The organism is Cupriavidus sp. a3 (assembly GCF_051015765.1).
GTDB lineage: Bacteria > Pseudomonadota > Gammaproteobacteria > Burkholderiales > Burkholderiaceae > Cupriavidus > Cupriavidus oxalaticus_A.
The window spans coordinates 2,148,447-2,169,468 of record NZ_CP170644.1; the positions used below are offsets into that span (position 1 = coordinate 2,148,447).

At 67.1% G+C, this 21,022-nt stretch carries 19 protein-coding genes and 1 pseudogene; 3 read left to right on the forward strand and 17 right to left on the reverse strand.

The window, feature by feature from the left end:
• Nucleotides 1-12: 12 nt before the first annotated feature.
• The 15 genes and pseudogenes from cheD to ACAD63_RS31665 form a co-directional block, all read right to left on the reverse strand.
• Nucleotides 13-684: a chemoreceptor glutamine deamidase CheD gene (cheD, locus tag ACAD63_RS31595; protein WP_133095419.1), complete on the reverse strand. Its 672-nt coding sequence runs from the start codon at nt 682-684 to the stop codon at nt 13-15.
• A complete protein-coding gene (locus ACAD63_RS31600; protein WP_195427993.1) occupies nt 684-1,607 on the reverse strand; it encodes a CheR family methyltransferase in 924 nt (307 codons plus the stop codon). The genes cheD and ACAD63_RS31600 overlap by 1 nt, the downstream gene beginning before the upstream one ends.
• A gap of 37 nt (nt 1,608-1,644) precedes the next feature.
• A complete protein-coding gene (locus tag ACAD63_RS31605) occupies nt 1,645-2,139 on the reverse strand; it encodes a chemotaxis protein CheW (protein WP_133095420.1) in 495 nt (164 codons plus the stop codon).
• Between the two features lie 35 nt (nt 2,140-2,174).
• Entirely contained in the window at nt 2,175-4,202 is a 2,028-nt protein-coding gene (gene cheA, locus ACAD63_RS31610; protein ID WP_195427994.1) for a chemotaxis protein CheA, read from the reverse strand.
• Nucleotides 4,203-4,276: 74 nt separating this feature from the next.
• Nucleotides 4,277-5,254 carry a flagellar motor protein MotB gene (gene motB / locus ACAD63_RS31615; RefSeq protein ID WP_133095422.1) on the reverse strand — a complete coding sequence of 326 codons (978 nt, stop codon included), beginning with the start codon at nt 5,252-5,254 and terminating at the stop codon, nt 4,277-4,279.
• A gap of 24 nt (nt 5,255-5,278) precedes the next feature.
• Nucleotides 5,279-6,142, reverse strand: coding sequence for a flagellar motor stator protein MotA (gene motA / locus ACAD63_RS31620; RefSeq protein WP_063241017.1), 864 nt, complete (start codon nt 6,140-6,142; stop codon nt 5,279-5,281).
• Between the two features lie 119 nt (nt 6,143-6,261).
• On the reverse strand, nt 6,262-6,867 hold the full coding sequence (gene flhC, locus ACAD63_RS31625) for a flagellar transcriptional regulator FlhC (protein ID WP_133095423.1): 606 nt from the start codon (nt 6,865-6,867) through the stop codon (nt 6,262-6,264).
• The gene (gene flhD, locus ACAD63_RS31630) at nt 6,864-7,181 is read right to left on the reverse strand and encodes a flagellar transcriptional regulator FlhD (RefSeq protein WP_022537455.1); all 318 of its coding nucleotides are present in this window, start codon (nt 7,179-7,181) and stop codon (nt 6,864-6,866) included. Before flhD ends, flhC begins: the two co-directional genes overlap by 4 nt.
• 482 nt (nt 7,182-7,663) lie before the next feature.
• A complete protein-coding gene (locus ACAD63_RS31635) occupies nt 7,664-8,398 on the reverse strand; it encodes a DUF4088 family protein (RefSeq protein WP_135703481.1) in 735 nt (244 codons plus the stop codon).
• Between the two features lie 58 nt (nt 8,399-8,456).
• The gene (locus ACAD63_RS31640) at nt 8,457-10,301 is read right to left on the reverse strand and encodes a methyl-accepting chemotaxis protein (protein ID WP_135703480.1); all 1,845 of its coding nucleotides are present in this window, start codon (nt 10,299-10,301) and stop codon (nt 8,457-8,459) included.
• Nucleotides 10,302-10,340: 39 nt separating this feature from the next.
• On the reverse strand, nt 10,341-12,002 hold the full coding sequence (locus tag ACAD63_RS31645; protein WP_135703479.1) for a methyl-accepting chemotaxis protein: 1,662 nt from the start codon (nt 12,000-12,002) through the stop codon (nt 10,341-10,343).
• Between the two features lie 124 nt (nt 12,003-12,126).
• Nucleotides 12,127-12,624, reverse strand: a complete 498-nt coding sequence (locus tag ACAD63_RS31650) for a chemotaxis protein CheW (protein WP_133097965.1) — start codon at nt 12,622-12,624, stop codon at nt 12,127-12,129.
• A gap of 116 nt (nt 12,625-12,740) precedes the next feature.
• Nucleotides 12,741-13,160 (reverse strand): response regulator, encoded by a 420-nt coding sequence (locus ACAD63_RS31655; protein ID WP_434034275.1) that lies wholly within the window; start codon nt 13,158-13,160, stop codon nt 12,741-12,743.
• 210 nt (nt 13,161-13,370) lie between these two features.
• Nucleotides 13,371-15,335 (reverse strand): putative bifunctional diguanylate cyclase/phosphodiesterase, encoded by a 1,965-nt coding sequence (locus ACAD63_RS31660; protein ID WP_434034276.1) that lies wholly within the window; start codon nt 15,333-15,335, stop codon nt 13,371-13,373.
• A 241-nt stretch (nt 15,336-15,576) separates the two neighbouring features.
• Nucleotides 15,577-16,056 (reverse strand): annotated as a pseudogene (locus ACAD63_RS31665) (Tar ligand binding domain-containing protein); the annotation flags it as partial.
• Between the two features lie 588 nt (nt 16,057-16,644).
• Here ACAD63_RS31665 and ACAD63_RS31670 point away from each other — a divergent pair.
• Nucleotides 16,645-16,953 carry an H-NS family nucleoid-associated regulatory protein gene (locus tag ACAD63_RS31670; RefSeq protein WP_133097962.1) on the forward strand — a complete coding sequence of 103 codons (309 nt, stop codon included), beginning with the start codon at nt 16,645-16,647 and terminating at the stop codon, nt 16,951-16,953.
• 79 nt (nt 16,954-17,032) lie between these two features.
• On the opposite strand, the gene galE is transcribed toward ACAD63_RS31670, so the two are convergent.
• Nucleotides 17,033-18,052, reverse strand: a complete 1,020-nt coding sequence (gene galE, locus ACAD63_RS31675; RefSeq protein ID WP_434034277.1) for a UDP-glucose 4-epimerase GalE — start codon at nt 18,050-18,052, stop codon at nt 17,033-17,035.
• Between the two features lie 171 nt (nt 18,053-18,223).
• Nucleotides 18,224-19,249 carry a tyrosine-type recombinase/integrase gene (locus tag ACAD63_RS31680; protein WP_434034278.1) on the reverse strand — a complete coding sequence of 342 codons (1,026 nt, stop codon included), beginning with the start codon at nt 19,247-19,249 and terminating at the stop codon, nt 18,224-18,226.
• A gap of 247 nt (nt 19,250-19,496) precedes the next feature.
• On the opposite strand from ACAD63_RS31680, the gene ACAD63_RS31685 reads away from it, so the two are divergent.
• Both ACAD63_RS31685 and ACAD63_RS31690 read left to right on the forward strand, forming a co-directional pair.
• A complete protein-coding gene (locus tag ACAD63_RS31685; protein ID WP_133097959.1) occupies nt 19,497-19,928 on the forward strand; it encodes a nuclear transport factor 2 family protein in 432 nt (143 codons plus the stop codon).
• A gap of 69 nt (nt 19,929-19,997) precedes the next feature.
• Nucleotides 19,998-20,993 (forward strand): NAD(P)H-dependent flavin oxidoreductase, encoded by a 996-nt coding sequence (locus ACAD63_RS31690; protein ID WP_434034279.1) that lies wholly within the window; start codon nt 19,998-20,000, stop codon nt 20,991-20,993.
• Nucleotides 20,994-21,022: the final 29 nt, after the last annotated feature.

Genomic DNA, 21,022 nt, shown 5'->3' on the forward strand with positions numbered 1-21,022 from the left:
TGCTCGGTTGGGTCAGGGAAGCTGGCGCGTGGGAGACTGCCGCGCAAACAGTTCGGGGGTGCGCTCCGGCGCGCGCGCCGGGGTCCTGGCCGAGGTGGCGATGGCCCGTGCCAGCGCGCGTTCGTCGCGCGCCACCGAGACCTCGTCGTCCTGCCGCGTCAGGCGGCGCACCAGCGCCAGCCCGCCGATCGGGAAATAGCTGACGCGGCGCGCATGCGGGCCGCGCAGGTCCTGCGCCGCCACACGGATCTCTTCGGCCTTGAGGTAGCGCAGCACGAAATCCGCGTTGCGGTCGCCGATGTTCAGCGTGGTCATGTTGGCCAGCACCGCACCGCCGCCGAAGACCTTGGCCTCCAGCCGCTCGCGCCGCGCGCCCATCTTGAGCAGCTCGTTGATCAGCACCTCGAGCGCGTAGCTGCCGTAGCGCATCGATGGCGACAGCATGCGGTCGGCGCCAGCGCCGCCACCTTCGTCGTCGGGCAGCATGAAGTGGTTCATGCCGCCGACGCCGGCGACCTCGTCGCGGATGCACGCGGCCACGCACGACCCCAGCACGGTGGTCAGCACCACGTCCTCGCGCGTCACGTAGTACTCGTTGGGCAGCAGCTTGACCGCCTGCTTGCCGAACTCGCGGTCGAAGTAGGTGCGCGTGGCCAGCGCCTCGGGCAGATAGGGCGTGCGCATCAGGCCCTTCCCGCCCTGGCGGCATCGGGCGCCAGTTCGTAGACAGTCTGCCCGCGCAGCTGGAATGCGCGCGTGACGTAGGAAAAGTTCTCCGAATGGCCGGCGAAGAGCAGGCCGTGCGGCTTGAGCAGCGGCACGAAGCGCTCCAGGATGCGGCCCTGCGTCGGCTTGTCGAAATAGATCATCACGTTGCGGCAGAAGATCGCATCGAACTGCTCGCGGATGCCCCAGTCGGGCGCGAGCAGGTTGAGCGGATCGAACGTGATGGTGGCGGCCAGCTCGGGCTTGACCTTGACCGAGCCCGCGCGCGGGCCGGTGCCCTTCAGGAAGAAGCGCTTGAGCCGTTCGGGCGACAGCCGTGCGACCTGGTCGGCCGAATACACACCGCTGCGGGCCTTGGCCAGCACCTGCGTGTCGATGTCGGTGGCCAGCACGGTGGCGGCGCGGTCGCCCAGCGCCTCGGCCAGTGTGATGGCGATCGAGTACGGTTCCTCGCCGGTGGACGCCGCGGAGCACCACACGCTGTACGGGCGCCCTATTTTCTTCGCGTGCTCGGCCAGCAGCGGGAAATGGTGCGATTCGCGGAAGAACGAAGTCAGGTTGGTCGTCAGCGAGTTGGTAAAGAACTCCCACTCGGGCGAGCGGTCATCCGCTTCCAGGATCGCCAGGTACGAGGCAAAGTCGGCCAGCTGCAGCGTGCGCAGGCGGCGCGCCAGGCGGCTGTAGACCATTTCGCGCTTGTGGCTGCCCAGCGAAATGCCCGCGCGCTTGTGGATCAGCGCGCGGATCTTCTCGAAGTCGCGCTCGGTCAGCAGGAAGTCGCGCATCTCGTCGCGCCGCGGGTTGGCGACCGGCGCGGCGACTGCGCCCGCCAGGCCCTGGAGGCTGGCGGGAGCGCTGGCGGCAGTGCGGAACGGCGTCATGGCTGGCGTGGCGTTTCAGGTTGCGGCGGCGCCGGGTTCAGGCCAGCTCGGCCTCGACCAGCGCCATCTCGGGGCTGGTCATCAGCTTCTCGATATCGATCAGCACCAGCATGCGGCCGTCGACGGTACCCAGCCCGGTCAGGTGCTCGGTCGAGATCGACACGCCGAACTCCGGCGCCGGCTTGATCGCCTCGCCGGTCAGCGTCAGCACGTCCGACACGCCATCGACCACGATGCCGACCACGCGGCTGGCCACGTTGAGGATGATGACCACGGTCTGGTGGTCGTAGCGCACGTTGCCCAGGCGGAACTTCAGGCGCAGGTCGACGATCGGCACGATCACGCCGCGCAGGTTGGTCACGCCCTTGATGAATTCGGGCGCGCTGGCGATGCGCGTGACGGTCTCGTAGCTGCGGATCTCTTGCACCTTGAGGATGTCGATGCCGTATTCCTCCGAGCCCAGCGTGAAGACCAGGAACTCCTGGCCCGAAGCGTCGCTTCCGGGGGTATCGATGTGTCCGATGCCGGCCATGATGTGTTTTCTCTTCCTGTAGTGGGTCGGGGGGATCAGGCCAACGACGAGGCCAGCGCCGGCTCCTGCCGGCGCACGCCGGTGCGCTGCAGCGCGCCGACATCGACGATCAGCGCCACGCTGCCGTCGCCGAGGATGGTCGCCGCCGAAATGCACGGCACCTTGCGGTAGTTGGTTTCCAGGTTCTTCAGCACCACCTGGTGCTGGCCGATCAGCTGGTCTACCAGCAGCGCGAAGCGCTTGCCTTCGGCCTGCAGGATCACGGCGATGCCCTGCGTCGGCTCCTGCAGCGCGCCGGCGACGTTGAAGACGCGGTGCATTTCCAGCAGCGGCAGGTATTCGCCGCGCACGTGCATGACGCGGTCAGAGTTGGCGGCGGTATGCACGTCCTCTGCCTTGGGCTGCAGCGATTCCATCACGCAGTTCAGCGGCAGGATGAAGGTCTCGTCGCCGACCTTGACCGACATGCCGTCCAGGATCGCAAGCGTCAGCGGCAGCACGATGCGGATGGTGGTGCCCAGGCCCGGGCGCGAGCTGATCTGCACATGGCCGCCCATCTCCTGGATGTTGCGCTTGACCACGTCCATGCCCACGCCGCGGCCGGAGACGTCGGTGACGACTTCGGCGGTGGAGAAGCCAGGTGCGAAGATCAGCTGCCAGACTTCCTCGTCGCTGATGTTCTCGGACACCGGCAGGCCGTTCTGGATCGCCTTGGCCAGGATGCGCTCGCGGTTCAGGCCGCCGCCGTCGTCGCTCACTTCGATCACGATATTGCCGCCGTGGTGCTGCGCGGACAGCACCAGCTGGCCGGTCGGCTCCTTGCCGGCGGCGACGCGCTTGTCGGGCGTTTCGATGCCGTGGTCCAGGCTGTTGCGCACCAGGTGCGTGAGCGGGTCGATGATGCGTTCGATCAGGCTCTTGTCGAGCTCGGTGGCCTTGCCGAAGGTGACCAGGTCGATCTGCTTGCCGAGCTTGCTGGCCAGGTCGCGCACCAGGCGCGGGAAGCGCGAGAACACATAGTCCATCGGCATCATGCGGATCGACATCACCGCTTCCTGCAGGTCGCGCGCGTTGCGTTCGAGCTGGCCCATTCCGGAAAACAGGCGGTCAAACAGCACCGGGTCGAGCGACGACGCGGTCTGCGCCAGCATCGACTGGGTGATCACCAGTTCGCCCACCAGGTTGATGATCTGGTCGACCTTCTCGGTCGGCACGCGGATCGAGCCTTCGCCGTGCGCGGCGGCCGGGGCCGGCCTGGCTTTTTCCTTCTCCTTCTCTTTCTCGCGTGCGGCGGGAGCAGGCACTGCCGGGGCGGCCGCGGCCGGAGCCGGCGCGGGCACTGCCGCAGGTGCCGGTGCCGGTGCCGGCGTGGGTGCGTCGGTCGCGGGCTCGATCACGATCTGGTCCATGTCGATCACGAAGCAGCACACCGCGATGATGTCGTCGGCGCTGCACTGGGTGTTGAGCCACACCACCAGTTCGCCGTTGACCTCCTGCTGCCCGGTGATCTCGCCGAGGTTGGCGAGTTCTTCGCGCAGCAGCGCCTGGTCGTTGGCCGAGACCTTGATCAGCCGGATCTTCAGCGCGCCGCCGGCAACAGGAGTCGCTACCGGTGCGGCAGCGGGTGCAGGGGCCGGCGCGGCCGCGGGTGCGCCCGCCTCGCCGGCGGCTTCCTGCGCGAGCTGCTGCAGCACGGCGCAGATGCGCGCCAGCGTTTGCGGATCGGGTTCGGTGCCGTTGCGGTAGGCGTTGAGCTGGTCTTGCAACACGTCCTTGGTTTCCAGAAAGGTGTCGATGATGGTCCTGGTCAACGCCAGTTCCCGCCGGCGCGTGCGGTCCAGCAGGTTCTCGAAGATGTGGGTGGTCTCGGTCAGCGCCGCGAAGCCGAAGGTGGCGGCTCCGCCCTTGATCGAATGCGCTGCGCGGAAGATCGCGTTCAGATGCTCTGCATCGGGAGACTCGATGTCCAGGCCGAGCAGCAGCTGCTCCATTTCCACGAGCAGTTCTTCCGCTTCTTCGAAGAAGGTCTGGTAAAACTGTGTGATATCGATATCGACAGACATGGCGTCCTGACTCACTAGGTTACTGCGCTAGGCGCGGGCGCCGCTGGTGCGGCCGCGACTGGTGGTTTGCTGTGTCATGGCTTGCGGCCCTGCGCTTCCGGGGCGGCCGCTGCCGCCGGCGCGGAGGCAGCGGCCAAACCGGCCTGCATCTCCTGCGCCGCCTTGCCGGCCTGCGCCGACACCGAAACCTCGGCGGCGCTGGCGTTCTCGGCCTCGAAGCGCGCCTGCGCCTTCTGGTTGAGCACCACAATGCTGATGCGGCGGTTCACCGGTGCGAGCAGGTCGCCCTTGTCCAGCGGCATGGTCGCGGCCAGGCCCAGCACGCGCAGCACCTTGCCCTCCTGCATGCCGCCCGCGATCAGTTCGCGGCGCGAGGCATTAGCGCGGTCGCTGGACAGCTCCCAGTTGCTGTAGGTGCGCTCGCCGTTGGAATAGTTGGCCGCGTCGGTATGGCCGGACAGGCTGACCTTGTTCGGCAGCTCGTTCAGCACCGGGCCGATCTCGCGCAGGATGGTGCGCATATAGCTTTCGACGGCGGCGCTGCCGGTGCGGAACATCGGACGGTTCTGCGTATCGAGGATCTGGATGCGCAGGCCTTCGCTGGTGATATCGAGCAGCAGCTGCGGACGGAACTGGCGCAGCATCGGGTTGTTCTCGATGATCTGCTCCAGGCGCTGCTTGAGCGCGCGCAGGCGCTGCCCTTCCTGCAGTTCGTTGCGGCGCTGCTCCTCGCTCGGCTCGTTGTCGCGCGCGCGCATGATCTCGCCGTCCTTGCGCATGACGTCCATGCCGCCGCCCGGAATCACGCTGGGCGACTGGCTGCTTTTCTCGCCGCCGACGACAGCCACCTTGAGCGGCATGCGGAAATATTCCGCGATGCCTTCCAGCGTCTTCTTGTTGGCGCTGGACAGCAGCCACAGCACCAGGAACAGCGCCATCATCGCCGTCATAAAGTCGGCATAGGCGATCTTCCAGCTGTGGTTGCCGTGCGGCCTGGCGTGCGATTTCGCCCGGCGGACGATGATCGGACGCATGTCATGTGCGCTGCTCATGGGGTGCCTCCTGCCTTGCCGTGCTCAGTTCAGGCTCTTGACTTCGCGCACGTGGTCGTCGAGCTCGAGGAACGACGGCCGCACCGTGGAGTACAGCACCTTGCGGCCGAATTCCACCGCGACCAGCGGGGCGTAGCCGTTCAGGGAGGCGAGCAGCACCACCTTGATGCACTCGTAGACCTTGACGTTCTCGGACACCTGCAGCTCGATGCGCGCGGCCAGCGGCGAGATAAAGCCGTAGGCCAGCAGAATGCCCAGGAAGGTGCCGACCATGGCGTGCGCGATCAGCGCGCCCAGCTCGGCCGGCGGCAGGTCGGCAGAACCCAGCGCATGCACCACGCCCATCACCGCGGCGACGATGCCGAAGGCGGGCAGCGCATCGCCGACGCGCGACAGCGCATGGGCGGGAATCTCGGCCTCGTGGCGGAAGGTCTCGATCTCGTGGTCCATCAGGGCCTCGATCTCGAAGGCGTTCATGTTGCCGTTGACCATCATGCGCAGGTAGTCGGTGAGGAATTCCATCACCACCGGATCCGACAGGATGCGCGGGTACTGGCTGAAGACGCTGCTGGAAGCGGGATCCGCGATTTCCTTTTCCAGGAACAGGATGCCCTCGCGTCGTGCCTTGGACAGCAGCACGTAGAGCAGCGACATGACGTCCAGGTACAGCTCCTTCTTGTACTTGGAGCCCTTGAACAGGCCCGGCAGGGCGCGGGCGGTGGCCTTGATGGCCTTGGTGGTGTTGGTGGCGATGAAGGCACCGAAGGCGGCGCCCCCGATGATGACGAATTCCGCCGGTTGATATAGCGCGCCCATGTGGCCGCCGGTCATGGCGTAACCGCCAAGCACCGCGACAACCACGACGACATAGCCAAGAACTACTAGCACGATGGGATCCCCGTCAAAAAACGCGCGTCAATCACGCACAATGGCCCGCGCACGGGCGAACGGGGAGTGGTCCGTCCGCCAGCGCTGCAAGCTTGCCGGCCGACGGACCTCAACCAGGATCAGGCGTTGGTCTGCACGGCGGCTGCGTCTTTCGAGAGCTTTTTCACTTTCCCTGCGCGCGAGGGCGGACGGCACAGGCTGCACACGAAGTTCGCGTGCGGCTCATACGCGTGCGTGACGAACTGTCCGCCGCAACACGTGCAGCCGGACAGCTGCAGCATATTGCTCTCGAAGAACCGTACTAACGTCCAGGCACGCGTGAAACTTAAGACAATTTCGCCGCCCAGCAGCGATACGTGCTCGAGGTACAGGCGATAGGCCGCCACCACGGCTCGGATGCCCACGGTCTCGCCTTCCTGCACCATGAACTGGTAGGCAGAGAAGAACAGCGACGAGTGGATATTCGGCAGCCAGGTGGTGAACCAGTCCGTCGAGAAGGGCAGCATGCCCTTGGGAGGCGAGACCCCGCGCAGTTCCTTGTACAGGCGGATGAGCCGGTCGCGCGACAGCGTGGTCTCGGCTTCAAGCACCTGCAGGCGCGCACCCAGGCCGATCAGCTCGATGGCGAGCTGGGTCTGGTTGGCATCCTGGAGAACGCTCTTGCGGGCGGCTGTGGAGGTGGCCGTGAAACTCCGGTTCGGCTCGGCCTTCAGCAGCGCGGTCAATTGAGTGACTCCACAGGCTGGCGAGCAAGCAGGATCGCGGCGTGGATCTGCTGCATGTCATGGCTCTTGGCCGTGTGGGTGAGAGTGGACAGAAGCGCATGGTCGTCGAAGCGGAACCTGCACAGCACCATGTTGGATGCCGCGAGCTTGACGAGTTGCGCCGAAGTCAGCTTGCCGAGGATATCCGCGATTTCCTTGCTGACCCCGAGCCGAAACATGGCTTCGACCTGGTTTTCGCGCACGAGTCGTTGCGCGAGCAGCAGATAGGCGAGGTTAACCTCCCTGATCTCCTGGAGAACTTCACTGCTTTCCAATTTTTCCCCGCTACCAAAAACCCACCGTTGCCGCTTGTCCGGCGCTTACCGGGCCCGAGGGCTCCGGCGACCAGATCGTTGATTTGCGGCTGGGCGGGTACAACGTACGACCTAAAGAAACTGCGCCCTTGTCACACTGTTATCAGCCCCGTTACAAGTGTTACAGAGTGTAAGTGAGACTGGTACGTTTATATCGGCAATCTGCCCGCAATGCCAATCCCTACTTACGCGGGGGGGTTGCAAATGTCGTACGAAACATACATGAGGCCTGCGGATTTTGTAACATTTCACAGTCCCGTAGCTTGATTTCGATCAACGCTGTAACGCAATCGTCATAAGAACCAAACGCGCGAAACGCCGTCCCGGTGCCTGCTGGATTCCTCTATTGACGAAGTGCGTGCGGGGTGCTCATTGCGCACGTGGCTTGCCCTGCCCTGTCCGAAAACGGCATGTCCAAAATCCGCGGCACGGCACGCGCGCGTTCAACCGCCGAACATGCGCCGCAGCCACGCCGCCAGGCGCGCAAAGACATCGTCGGGCGCGTCGCGGAACAACGCGGGGCGCGAGCGCTCCACCTGCTCGAGCACGCGCGCGGCTTCTTCCGGCTGCACCGAGCCATATTCGAGCGCCAGTCCCAGCATGCCGCGCAGTTCGCCGACGCGCGCACGGCCCGTGGCCTCGTTGTCGTCGGTCTGCAGCGCGTACATCAGGTCATAGGCACGCTGGCGCAGGCTTTCGGCCAGCCGCCATGCCGGTGTGCGCATGCGCTCCTCGAGCGCGCGCACGTCTTCGGCCGAGGCCGCGACCTGGGTCGCAAGCGCTTCGGTGAAGGCGGCGTCAGCCCCGCATTCGGCCAGCACCTTCGCGGCCCATTCGCGCGCATGCGCAAGGCGCTGCGCCGCGTTCCAGTCCGGCTGCACCGCGAGGCCAAAGCCGAAACGCTGCGCGTCGCGCATCAGCGCCGCCAGCGCGTTGGGCAGTTGCTTGTCGAACACGCGCCGGGCCCAGCCGTACTCGCCGCCGGACAACAGCCGGTTCACGGCGCGCTCGGTCAGCGGGCCATCGTGCTGCAGCAGCCTGGCGCGCAGGAAGTCGTTGAACTCGGGCGGCAGGAACTCGCGGTCCAGGCCGGTCGAGACGCCGATGAACTGGTCGAATTCCTTGCGCAGCCTGGCCGCGTCATCAGGCGGCAGGGCCAGGGTGATCTCGCTCGTCATAGCATTGCCATCCCGGGCCGCGCCACGGCCCGTGGTTCCGGTAGAAGGCGCCGGTGGATCAGAACGCGCTCCAGTCGCCGTTGTCGGCGCCGGCCAGCGCGGGGCGCGGCGCGCGTGCGGTGGTGACCGAATGCACTGGCTGTTTCTGCTCCATCGGCTCGGCGGGGCGCGAGGCATCGGCTTCAGCGGATGCCGCCGCGTTTGCCGCAACCGGAGCGGCCGCACGCTTGTGGATGGCCGGCGTGCGCACCTTCCCCGCCGCCTTGCCTGGCACCGCAGCGGAAACTGGCTTCGTGGCAGGCAGCGAGAACGATGCCTGCGCATCCTCCGCCGCCAGGCGGAACATCGCCACCGCGCCCTGCAGGCGGCCGGCCTGCTCTTCCAGCGCGCCGGCAGCGGCCGCGGCCTGCTCGACCAGTGCCGCGTTCTGCTGCGTCACCTCGTCCATCTGCGCCACGGCCTGGTTGACCTGTTCGATGCCTGAGCTCTGCTCGGCCGAGGCCGCGCTGATCTCGCCCATGATGTCGGTCACGCGCTTCACCGCCTGCACGATCTCGTCCATGGTCTTGCCGGCCTGGCCCACCAGCGCCGAGCCGTTGTCGACGCGCTCGACGGTATCGCCGATCAGGCCCTTGATCTCCTTGGCCGCGTTGGCGCTGCGCTGCGCCAGGCTGCGCACTTCGCCCGCAACCACGGCAAAGCCGCGGCCCTGCTCGCCGGCGCGCGCGGCTTCCACCGCGGCGTTCAGCGCCAGGATGTTGGTCTGGAAGGCAATGCCCTCGATCACGCCGATGATGTCGACGATCTTCCTGGATGCATCGTTGATCTCGTCCATGGTCTGCACCACGCGGCCGACCACCTCGCCGCCGCGCAGCGCGGTCTCCGACGCATTGGCCGCCAGCCCGCTGGCCTGGCGCGCGTTATCCGCGTTCTGGCGCACGGTGCTGGTCAGCTCTTCCATGCTGGAGGCGGTCTCTTCCAGCGACGCGGCCTGCTGCTCGGTGCGTTGCGACAGGTCGTTGTTGCCGGCCGCAATTTCACGCGAGGCGGTGCCGATCGATTCGGCCGATTCCTTGAAATCGCGGACCATGTGCGACAGCTGCTGCTGCATCTGCTGCATGGCATAGACCAGGCTGCTCTTGTCGCCGGCTCGCGTAGCCACCGGCGCGGAGAAGTCGCCGTCGGCGATGCGCTTCGCGATCTCGGCCGCGTAGCCCGGCTCGCCGCCGAGCTGGCGCGACAGCCCGCGTGCCAGGAGCACGCCCAGCAGCACCGAGAGCGCCAGGCCGCCCAGCACCAGGCCCAGCATCCACAGCCGCGTCGCGTCATACACGCTTTGCGCCTCTTCCATGTTGCCGCGGGCGCGGTCGTCGCGGCGCTTGACCATCCTGGCCATCACGGCTTCCAGCGCATGGCTGTCCTTGAGCAGGTCGGTGCTCTCGGTGAACACCTGGCTCTCGAACTGCGAGGTATCGAGCGGCTGCTTGCTGACCAGCTCGACGTACTTCTCCATGCGCGCCCGGAAGGCCGGCGCCAGGTCGTGGTACTGCTTGACCAGCGCCTGCGACTCGGCGGTCGACGAGAAGGCGCCTGCCACGCTGCGGATGCGCTCGTCCATCACGCCCAGCGACTTGGCGATCTGCTCCTTCTCGGTGGCGCGCTCGCCCATGGTCGACGCGGACAGCAGGCCGATCTGCGAGCGGCTGGCGTAGACCAGGTTGATGTTGGCGTCCTGCACGGCCTTGAGCGCCTGCAGGTCGCCGTGATAGATCCTGCCGGTCCAGTCGGCCATGCGCCCCATGTTGACGACGCCCAACAGGCCCATGACGGCACCGATCACCGCGACGACCAGGAATCCGGCAACCAGCCTGGTCGTGACGCGCAATTGATTGAACCACTGCATAGCAACTCCCCCTTGTGACCCTTGTTACTGAACTTCGCACTAAGCCTGTGCCATGGACCGGGCCGCCGCTTCGCGCTGCGCGGCCGGCAGGCGTTGCGGGCGCCGTTGTGGACGAACCTCGGCCTGCATGCTGACGCGGAAGGTGGCAACCGCATCGCGCAGCCGCAAAGCCTGCTCTTCCAGCGAGCCCGCTGCTGCTGCGGCCTGCTCGACCAGCGCGGCGTTCTGCTGCGTGCCTTCATCCATCTGCGCCACGGCCTGGTTGACCTGCTCGATGCCGGCGCTCTGCTCGGCCGAGGCCGCGCTGATCTCGCCCATGATGTCGGTCACGCGCTTCACCGCCTGCACGATCTCGTCCATGGTCTTGCCGGCCTGGCCCACCAGCGCCGAGCCGTTGTCGACGCGCTCGACGGTATCGCCGATCAGGCCCTTGATCTCCTTGGCCGCGTTGGCGCTGCGCTGCGCGAGGCTGCGCACCTCGCCCGCGACCACGGCAAAGCCGCGGCCCTGCTCGCCGGCGCGCGCGGCTTCCACCGCGGCGTTCAGCGCCAGGATGTTGGTCTGGAAGGCAATGCCCTCGATCACGCCGATGATGTCGACGATCTTCCTGGATGCATCGTTGATCTCGTCCATGGTCTGCACCACGCGGCCGACCACCTCGCCGCCGCGCAGCGCGGTCTCCGACGCATTGGCCGCCAGCCCGCTGGCCTGGCGCGCGTTGTCCGCGTTCTGGCGCACGGTGCCGGTCAGCTGCTCCATGCTGGAGGCGGTCTGCTCCAGCGACGCCGCCTGCTGCTCCGTGCGCTGCGACAGGTCGTTGTTGCCGGCAGCGACCTGGTGCGTTGCCGTGGAAATGCTGGCCATGCCTTCCTGGATTTCATGCACCACTGACAGCAGGCTGCGCTGCATGGTCTGCATCGCCTGCGCCAGCGCGCCGATCTCGTCGCCGCTGCGATGCTCGAAGCGCGTGGTCAGGTCGCCCGCGCCCAGCCGCAGCGCAAAGTCCAGCATGTCGCCCAGCGGCCGGTGCACGCGCGCCAGCAGCATGGTGCCGGCCGCGAACGAGGTCGCCAGCGCCAGTGCGAAGCCGCCCCACAGCCACGGTCGCAGCGTCGCGGCCCCTGCCGGGTCCAGGATCTCGACCGCTGCCAGCGCCGCCAGGAACCACACCAGCCCGCCCGCCTGCGCCCACAGGATGCGGCGCTTCAGGTTCATGCGCAGCGCGCGTTGCGCCAGGCCGGCGAGCCCCGTGCGCACCACGGCGCCGTCACGGATCGCCAGTCCCGCAGCGCGTCCCGCTCGGAAGCGCGCATACAGCGCGCCGGCGGCTTCGACCTGCTCGCGCGAGGGCATCGAACGCACCGAGGTATAGCCGACCACGCGCCCGTCGATGCGCGTGGGCGTCACGGTGGCGGTGACCCAGTAGAAGTCGCCGTTCTTGCGGCGGTTCTTGACCACGCCGATCCAGGTGCGGCCGGCTTCCAGGTTTTGCCACAGGTCGGCAAACGCCTCGGGCGGCATGTCGGGATGGCGCACCAGGTTGTGCGGCGCGCCCATCAGTTCCTCGGCTGCATAGCCGCTGGCCTCGATAAAGGTGCGGTTGGCGAAGGTGATACGGCCCTTGAGGTCCGTGCGCGAGATCAGGTAGTCAGATGGTGAGAGCTGGTATTCGCGCTGCGTAACGGGTTGGTTGTTTCGCATGGATGATATCGATACTGCTTGCCCGAAGAAACCATGGCTGCCAGGCATGGCGCAATTCCGGGCGGTACGATCCGGCAGGCGTGCCAGCCGGGCGGCGGGGGTGAACAGGCAGGTGTGGCAGGGATCAGGCCACGGCGTCGAGCGCGGCCAGTTCTTCGGTATTGAGCAGCTTCTCGATATCGACCAGGATCAGCATGCGCTGCTCGACCGAGCCGAGGCCGCGGATGTAGTCGGTAGCCAGCTCGCCGGAAAAATGCGGCGTGGGCTTGATCTGCGCGGGCGTCAGCGTCAGCACGTCGGAGACGCCGTCGACGACGATGCCGGTGGTGCGCTCGTTGAGATCGACGATGATGACCACGGTGTACTGGTCATAGCTGACGTTGGCCTGGCGGAACTTGATGCGCAGGTCGATGATCGGCACGATGATGCCGCGCAGGTTGATCACGCCCTTGATGTAGTCGGGCGCATTGGCAAGCTGGGTGACCGACTCGTAGCCGCGGATCTCCTGGACCTTCAGGATATCGATGCCGTACTCTTCGCGGCCCAGCGTGAAGGCCAGGAATTCCTCGCCCGCGCCTTCGTTCACGCCTGCCGCGCCGTTTGCCTTGTCGATATGCCGCATCGTCAGCCCCCATTCTGGTCATGCCGGTTTCCTGGCGCCGTGCGCCGGGGCGTGGTTTCGCCCACCAGTGTTTACGGCAGCAAACGGGGTGACTGAAGGCCGATGCGGCGCCTTCCTTACCCTTCCGAGGAGGGGTGCGGGGGCGCCAGCAGCGCCGCCACGGCCTGCATCAGCGCATCGGGATCGAAGGGCTTGGGCAGGAAGCCCGAGGCGCCCGCGGCGCGGGCCTGCTCGCGGATGCTGCCGTCATGCTCGGTGGTCAGCATCAGGATCGGGATGGCGGCGTAGCGCGCGCTGGCGCGCAGTCGGCGGATCAGGGTCAGGCCGTCCATGCCGGGCATGACCTGGTCGGTGACCAGCATGCCGAACGCGACATGATCCGCGGCATCGTCCGCAGTCGCGGTGTCGGCCAGCGCATACGCCTGTTCGCCGTCGGCCGCCTCGGTGACGTCGAACCCGCCGGCACGCAGGCATGCGCCGATCATGCGGCGTAGCGAGGGGGAATCGTCGACGACGAGAATGCTGGGCAATGACATTGGCGCCTCCGTTGGCAGGGCTCGGTTGATCCGCCGGATGCTGAAGCAGTGCTTGGCGCGGATGGCGCGCGGCCGGCGACGGACAGGCCAGCGCAGGGCCGCGCTGCAAGCGCGCGGGCCCTGCCAGCGTGGATATCGGCATGGCAGGCGCGACGCTTTAGCGTTTTTTGGCGTTTTTTCGGCCTGGTGCTCGTGCGTGCGGCGCGGCGCTCAGGCAGGCTGCGGCCCGCGCAACGCCTCGGCAAACCCTGCCGCATCGAGCGGCAGCGACAGCAGGTAGCCCTGCACCTCGTCGCAGCCCATCTCGTTGAGGATTTCCAGCTGCGAGGCCGACTCGACGCCTTCGGCCACCACCTTCATGCGCAGCTCGTGCGCCAGCGCCACCATCGAGCCGACGATGGCGCGCCCTTGCGCATCGGTGTCGAGCCCGCCGATCAGCGTGCGGTCGATCTTGAGCGTGCCCACGCGCAGGCGCTTGAGATAGCCCAGGCTCGAATAGCCGCTGCCGAAGTCGTCCAGCGCCACCTGGATGCCGAGCGACTGCAGCTCGGCCAGCGTCTCCAGCGATTTGCCGATGTCCTTCATGGCGGCGGTCTCGGTGATCTCCAGCGTGATCGCCGACGGCGGGATGTCGTGCTGGTGGATCTGCTCGAGCAGGTACTGCGGGAAATTGCGGCTGGCAAAGCGCAACCCCGACACGTTGATCGCCACCGGCACGGTCGGCAGGCCGGCGTCCTGCCACAGGCGCACCTGGCGGCAGACGCTGGTCAGCACCCAGTCGTCGAGCTTGTCGATCTGGCCGGACTGCTCGGCCACGGCGATGAACTCGGCCGGGCTGACCTGGCCCAGCGCGGGATGGCGCCAGCGGCACAGCGCCTCGGCGCCCACCAGCGTGCGGCGGCGGGCGTCATACTTGGGCTGGAACTGCAGCGACAGCGCCTCATCCTGGATCGCCAGCCACAGGTCGCGGCGGATCACGCGGGTGCGGCGGGCCCGCTCGCCGGCAGCGCTATTGAACAGGCGCACCTGGTTCGAGCCGCTTTCGCGGGCCTCGGCCAGGCTCACTCGTGCGGCTTGCATCAGCGCCTCGGAGGTCTGGGCGTCGCGCGGGTAGATGGCGATGCCGATATTGACGCCGATCTGCATCTGCAGCCCGCGCGCGGCGATGAATTCCGCCAGCGAGCCCAGCACGCGCGAGCCCAGCTCCTGCGCGCGGCCGTGGTGCACCAGCTCGGGCACGCCGACGGCGAACTCGTCGCGCGCCAGCCGGGCGAGGAAGTCGTGCGGCTCCAGCACGGCCTGCGCCAGCGCGCCGGCGTCCTGCGCCAGGATATCGTCGGCGCGGATCTCGAAGACTTCGTCGACCTCGCGGTAGTCGGCAATATGGATCAGCAGCACGGCGCAGCCGGTGTCGGCCAGCCGCGCCTGGGCCATGGCCTGGTCCAACCAGCGGCCGAACGCGACGCGGTCGGGCATCACGGTGGCGACGCTGTACTCGCCCACCGTGCCCTGCCCGCGCGCGGTGGCGCGCACCGTAAGCCGGCCGGGAATGCGGGCGCCGCGCCGCACCAGCCGCGGCTCGGCGCCGCGCACCAGGGCGGTGGCGGCATCATCGGCAAGATCCCCGGCGGGGCTGGTCTCGGTGCGCGATACCGGCAGCCAGCCGCGCGACTGCGCCCGGTGCAGCGCGAACATCAGTGCGCACAGCGCGGTCAGGCCGCCTGCCAGCCAGGCGGGATGAGGCAGTCCGGCCGCGTCGATGCAGGCGCGCGCCGAAGGCGCGCCGGCGCCGCAGGCCCGGCCCAGGTGGGTGCCGGCCGCGGCCACCATGCCGGCGCCGGCGACCACCGCCAGCACCGCCGCGCCGCGCCACAGGCGCGCGCCCTGGCGCAGCCACTGCAACAGCAGCTTGGCGGCGGCGGTGGCGGCCGCGGCGGCGGCGAAGCTGGCGGCCATCTCGGCGGTGTCGTTGGCCACCGGCACGCTGCCCGACAGCACCACCACCACCACGGGCAGGCTCACGGCGAGCTGCGACAGCAGCGCCGCCGTCCAGGTCAGCGTGCGCAGCGACCGGCTTCCGGCGCCCTCGTCCGCACGCCCGGCGCGGGCGCCGAGGGCGGCGGCCACGCCCAGCAGGGCGGCGAGCAGCAACAGGACGGTACTCAGGGCAATCATTGGGCTGCGCGGTGGTAAAGAAAATGCGCGAAGACAAAGCCGACGCGGGGCAAACCTCGCATCATGGCATCTTGCGGTCGCCGTGTGAACAACACAATACGGGGGTCCCCTGCCGGGGACATCTGTTTAGAACGCACTCCAGTCATCGTCGCGGCCGGCGGCGACCGGCGCCGGCCGCGGCGCGGTGCCGGGGCCACGGTACCGCCTGCAAGGGTAAATACCGAAACCACGTCCTTCAGCTGCTGGTGATGCGCGAGGCCAGGTCGCCGCGCGCAATGCGCTCGAACATGGCCAGCGCTTCCTGCACCGGCGTGACGATGGCGCGGTTCAGTGCCACCGTGCACAGCACCGCGACCGCCAGCCCCAGCACGACCAGCGCGATCGACAGCGTGCGAATGCTGGCAAAGCTGGCCTGCGCGGCGTCGAAATTGGCCTTGCCGGCGCCCAGCTGGAATTTCTGCAGCGCTTCATGCGCGCTGGACATGCTGCGTTGCAGATCGGGCAGTACCTTGCGGGCCAGGCGCATGCGGGTCATGGCCAGCATGGCGTCGCTCAGCGCAATGGACGAAGCCAGCTGGTTGGAATACGTCTCCTTGAGCGAGTCGTTGCCGGAGGAAATACCGTGCAGCCCGGCGCCGCCTACCAGCAACAGCAGCACCGACAGCATTCCCATGGCGCCCCGCAACAGGGTCTTGATCTGGATATTGTGGTGGAAAGACATTGTTGAAAGGAAAACGTAAGCATTCCGCGAGGCACGCTCCTGGCCTCGTTACGGCAAGACCAGACACCCGCTTGATCCGCCCTGCCCGGATAACGGCGCGGCCCATCTGGTACTTGAGCAGCAGCGCCCGGCCGCGCGGCAAATGGCCGGAATTAACCCGGATGTCGGATATACGGCACGCCGCGTCTCGCGGCATGTAAGCAGACGCTTTATTCACCGGAGCGGTGCCGATTATGGCAATTTGATTTCCCGGCGCCGGCGCGCCCCGGCGCCACTGGTTTGCGCGGATCGCGCCGCTCAGGCCGATTTATGTGCCGGCCCGACAGTACAACAGAGGTAGTGCGGCATTGCGTTCCGGTTCAAATCCGGCGGGGCGACCGGAATGGTTCACGAAAGTTCACAGCAATATCGGCTGCAAGAATTTTCGCAAAAACCATGCAGGAATAGCGCCCCGGGATTTGCAGCGGCTCGCTACCCCGTTATAATTGTTTTCAGCATTTCAGCACACCCACAGCGCTGCGCAGCATTGCGCGACACCCCGCTGTACCGACACCCACGCATATCACCCCACCGGAAACCGAGGACGCAATGGCGACTTATCAGGAAATCGTTCAGCAAATCAGTGAACTGCAGAAGCAAGCCGAGGAAATCAAGGCGCGCGAACAGGCTTCGGTGATCTCGGATATTCGCGAGAAAATCGAGCAATATGGCCTGACCGCTGAAGACCTGGGTTTTGGCGTGAAAGCGCCGGCCGGCAAGAAGGCGGCAAACCGCAAGGTGCCGGTGCGCTATCGCGACAGTGCGGGCAATACCTGGACCGGCCGCGGCAAGCGTCCGGGCTGGCTGACCCAGGCCCTGGCACAGGGCAAAACTGTCGAGGACTTCCTGATTCGCTGAAGCGCGACGCCGGCACATGGAAAAACGCCACGGTTGCAAACCGTGGCGTTTTTGTTTGGTGTATTACCGGCGTTGCCGCTCAAGCGCCGAATCCCTGCGGGTTCATCGACTGCCAGCGCCACGAGTCCTGGCACATGCGTTCGATGTCGTGCTGCGCGCGCCAGCCCAGCAATTGGTTGGCCAGCGCGGGATCGGCATAGCAGGAGGCGATATCGCCCGGGCGGCGCGCCACGATCTCATACGGTACCGGCTTGCCACTGGCGCGCTGGTAGGCCTCGACCACTTCCAGCACGCTGTAGCCGCGTCCGGTGCCCAGGTTGACGGTCATGCCCCGCCCCTGGTCGCGCAAGTAGACCAGCGCCGCCAGGTGGCCGTCAGCGAGATCGCACACGTGGATATAGTCGCGCACGCCGGTACCGTCGGGCGTGGGATAGTCGCCGCCGAATACCATCAGTTTCTCGCGGCGCCCGCCGGCCACCTGTGCCACGTATGGCATCAGATTATTCGGAATTCCGCGCGGATCTTCGCCGATCAGACCGCTTTCATGCGCGCCGACCGGATTGAAATAGCGCAGGTAGGCAATGCGCCATGCCGGGTCTGATTTTTCCAGGTCGCGCAGGATTTGCTCGCCCATCAGCTTGGTCTGGCCATACGGATTGGTCGCCGACAGCGGGAAATCCTCAAGGATCGGCACCGTCTGGGGATTGCCATAAACCGTCGCCGAGGAGCTGAACACCAGTTGTTTCACCCCGGCCGCACCCATGGCGGCGCAGACCGTCAGCAGGCCGTCAAGGTTGTTGCTGTAATACTGCAGCGGCTGGCTCACGGATTCGCCCACCGCCTTGAGCGCGGCAAAATGAATCACGCCGCTGATGCGGTGTTCGGCAAAAAGCTGGTCCAGCAAGGCGCGGTCGCGCACGTCGCCCTGGACAAAATGCGGGGTCTTGCCGGTAATGGCAACGAGCCGCTCGATCACCACCGGGCTGCTGTTGCACAGATTATCCAGTCCGATCACGTGGTAGCCGGCATTGAGCAGCGCGACCCAGGTATGCGAGGCGATATAGCCGGTGGCACCGGTAAGAAGCAGGGTTTCGGGCATGAAAATAAGCGTCGGATTTCGATTCAGGGCGGCGCGGTCTCATGCGCGAGCATGCAATGCCTGATACCGCACATTGAACCCGCGCAGGCGGTAGTGTCGCCTATTATCCACGATGAGTCAGCCGCACCCGCTCAGCTGGCACACACAGTTACAAGCATGGCACCGCCGGACTCAGGCGTGTCTGTCGCTCGCCTGAACCACCAGCCCCGCCCGTGCCTGCCAGGCCTCATACGCGCCGCGCAGCCGCCAGCCCGATTCCAGGTCGCGCATGCCCAGGCATTGCGCCACCTCGGCCGGCGTCGTGCCGGCCTCGAAATGCATGGCCGCGCAGGTATTGCGCAGGGTCTGCGGCGAGGCCCGTTCATGGCGGCCGGCTAGTACGCCGGCTTCGTCAAGCAAAATTTCCACGCGTCGGTAGACCGAAGCCGCATGCATCGGCCGGCCCGCCGGCATGGCCGGGAACAGCAGGCTGCCGAGCGTGCCCGACGCCTCGCGCAGCACCAGCCACGCCCGCAGCGGGGCATGCGCCAGCGCGAACAACGGCGCGGTATAGGCGCGGCCATTGTCGGGACGCACCATGCGCAGCGCCATTCGGCCCGGGGCGCCATCGTCGATCGCCTCCAGGCGCAGGGCGCGCGCTTCGCCCACCTTCAGCCCGCCGCCCAGCAGCACCGCCAGCAAGGCGGCATCGCGCGCGCGCTTCCATTGCGTCGGCGATGCCGCACGGCATTCCTCCGCCGTCGGCGGCATGCCGGCCGGGCCGAGGATGCGGGCCACCAGCAGGTCGCGCTCGCCCGGCAGCAGGAAGGCAGTGGGGTCGTTCTCGCCCTCGGCGAGGTGCGCGCGCACCGCCTGGCTTCCCGGGTTGTGCATGCCCTCGCGCAACTGGGAGAGATGGTGGAACACCCGTTCGATCAGCCGCGCATAGCGGTAGCGGTGCGACTTGTGCAACTGCTGGGCGTCGAGGAATTCGCCGATCTGCTCCGCCGACCAGCTCAGCGGCGGCAGTCCGCGCTCGGCCGACCAGCGCAGCAGCTTGCCCCACATCGCCCGGTACACCACGCTGGTGCCGTGGCGGAAGCCATGCCGCGCCAGCCAGCCGTCGAAGGCGCGCTCGGGATGGGCGCGCCAGGCGTCGAGGTCGGCATCGAATAGCGCCGCCTGGCCGGGTTGGTGCGCGGTCGACTTAGTGGTCACTGACTCTCCTGCCGGTGGCTTGCGGGCGCGGGCGGGATTCCCGCTGTGCGATGCCGCCTATTGTAGTCAACCCGTCACTGCAAGGCGCCCTGGGCGGGCACGGGACCAAAACCGGCTTGCGCAGTGCAGCAGCGCATGCTACCTTTCATCCCACTATGCAACTGGTTGCATAAGACGCGAACACAAACAAGAACACGACGTAGCCGGCGCATGCCGCGACCGCCCAGAACAGTTTAAGGAGACTGCAGTGACCACCCAGCTGATTCCCGCAGCGCAGGCCTCGCTCGACACCTGGCACCAGTTGATTGCCAGCAATTCGATGGCCGGACTCGACGCCATCGTCGCCGACGACGTTGTTTTCCGCTCGCCGGTGGCGCATACGGCCTACCCAGGCCGTGCCGCGATCGCACTGGTGCTGACCACGGTGAACCAGGTGTTCCGCGATTTCCGCTACCACCGCAGCTTCGTCAGCGAGGACGGCCACAGCGTGGTGCTCGAGTTCAGCGCCACGGTCGATGGCAAGGCGCTCAAGGGCATCGACATGATCCGCTTCAACGACGCCGGCCATATTGCCGAATTCGAAGTAATGGTGCGCCCGCGCTCCGGACTGGAGGCGCTGGCCGCCGCCATGGGCGCGCGCCTCGCCAGCCAGAAGGACGTACTGACCGGTGCCGCGTAAGCGGCCAGGCCGCCGCCCGCGCCCGCCAGATTCTCATTGCCTCACCGTACTACCCAGGAGACTTCACCCATGGCCCTCCCCGCCCTGCTGCAGAACCGGCTGTCGCTGCCGGTGGTCTGCTCGCCGCTGTTCATCATCTCCAACCCCGACCTGGTGATTGCCCAGTGCAAGGCCGGCGTGGTGGGCTCGTTCCCGGCGCTGAACGCGCGCCCGGCGCCCAAGCTGGAAGAATGGCTGGACCGCATCACCACTGAACTGGCCGAGCACAACGACAAGCATCCGGACCGTCCGGCGGCGCCGTTCGCGGTCAACCAGATCGTGCACAAGTCCAACGACCGGCTCGAGCATGACCTGGAGCTGTGCGTGCGCTACAAGGTGCCGATCGTGATCACCTCGCTGGGCGCGCGCAAGGAAGTCAACGACTCGGTGCACTCGTATGGCGGCATCGTGCTGCACGACGTGATCAACAACGCTTTCGCGCGCAAGGCCATCGAGAAAGGCGCCGACGGGCTGGTGGCGGTGGCGGCCGGCGCCGGCGGCCATGCCGGCACGCTGTCGCCGTTCGCGCTGCTGCACGAGATCCGTGAATGGTTCGATGGCCCGCTGCTGCTGTCAGGCTCGATCTCCAGCGGCGACGCCATCCTGGCGGCGCAGGCCGCCGGCGCCGACCTGGCCTACATCGGCTCTGCCTTCATCGCCACGCAGGAAGCCAACGCGCAGGACGGCTACAAGCAGATGATCGTCGACAGCAGCGCCGGCGACATCGTCTACTCCAACCTCTTTACCGGCGTGCACGGCAACTACCTGCGCGGCAGCATCGAGCGCGCCGGGCTGGACCCGGAGGCGCTGCCGCAGTCGGATCCGTCCAAGATGAACTTCGGCTCGACCAGCGTGAAGGCCTGGAAGGATATCTGGGGCGCTGGCCAGGGCGTGGGCGCGATCAAGCGCGTGGTGCCGGCCGGCGAGCTGGTGCGGCGCTTTGCCGAGGAGTATGCGCTGGCGCGCCGGCGCCTGGGGTTGGGCGAAGCCAGCCAGGCGGATGCCCGCGCGCTCGACGTGGCCTGAGCCTGACCAAACCCCAATAAAGAGCGCCG

Excerpts from the sequence above, each read along its gene's own strand:
- ACAD63_RS31640 (WP_135703480.1), bottom strand. The coding sequence starts at position 10,301 with ATGCAGTGGTTCAATCAATTGCGCGTCACGACCAGGCTGGTTGCCGGA.
- ACAD63_RS31605 (WP_133095420.1), bottom strand. The coding sequence starts at position 2,139 with ATGGCCGGCATCGGACACATCGATACCCCCGGAAGCGACGCTTCGGGC.
- ACAD63_RS31690 (WP_434034279.1), top strand. The coding sequence starts at position 19,998 with ATGGCCCTCCCCGCCCTGCTGCAGAACCGGCTGTCGCTGCCGGTGGTC.
- ACAD63_RS31670 (WP_133097962.1), top strand. The coding sequence starts at position 16,645 with ATGGCGACTTATCAGGAAATCGTTCAGCAAATCAGTGAACTGCAGAAG.
- ACAD63_RS31660 (WP_434034276.1), bottom strand. The coding sequence starts at position 15,335 with ATGATTGCCCTGAGTACCGTCCTGTTGCTGCTCGCCGCCCTGCTGGGC.
- cheD (WP_133095419.1), bottom strand. The coding sequence starts at position 684 with ATGCGCACGCCCTATCTGCCCGAGGCGCTGGCCACGCGCACCTACTTC.
- ACAD63_RS31635 (WP_135703481.1), bottom strand. The coding sequence starts at position 8,398 with ATGACGAGCGAGATCACCCTGGCCCTGCCGCCTGATGACGCGGCCAGG.
- motB (WP_133095422.1), bottom strand. The coding sequence starts at position 5,254 with ATGAGCAGCGCACATGACATGCGTCCGATCATCGTCCGCCGGGCGAAA.
- ACAD63_RS31600 (WP_195427993.1), bottom strand. The coding sequence starts at position 1,607 with ATGACGCCGTTCCGCACTGCCGCCAGCGCTCCCGCCAGCCTCCAGGGC.
- ACAD63_RS31650 (WP_133097965.1), bottom strand. The coding sequence starts at position 12,624 with ATGCGGCATATCGACAAGGCAAACGGCGCGGCAGGCGTGAACGAAGGC.
- ACAD63_RS31655 (WP_434034275.1), bottom strand. The coding sequence starts at position 13,160 with ATGTCATTGCCCAGCATTCTCGTCGTCGACGATTCCCCCTCGCTACGC.
- ACAD63_RS31645 (WP_135703479.1), bottom strand. The coding sequence starts at position 12,002 with ATGCGAAACAACCAACCCGTTACGCAGCGCGAATACCAGCTCTCACCA.
- galE (WP_434034277.1), bottom strand. The coding sequence starts at position 18,052 with ATGCCCGAAACCCTGCTTCTTACCGGTGCCACCGGCTATATCGCCTCG.
- cheA (WP_195427994.1), bottom strand. The coding sequence starts at position 4,202 with ATGTCTGTCGATATCGATATCACACAGTTTTACCAGACCTTCTTCGAA.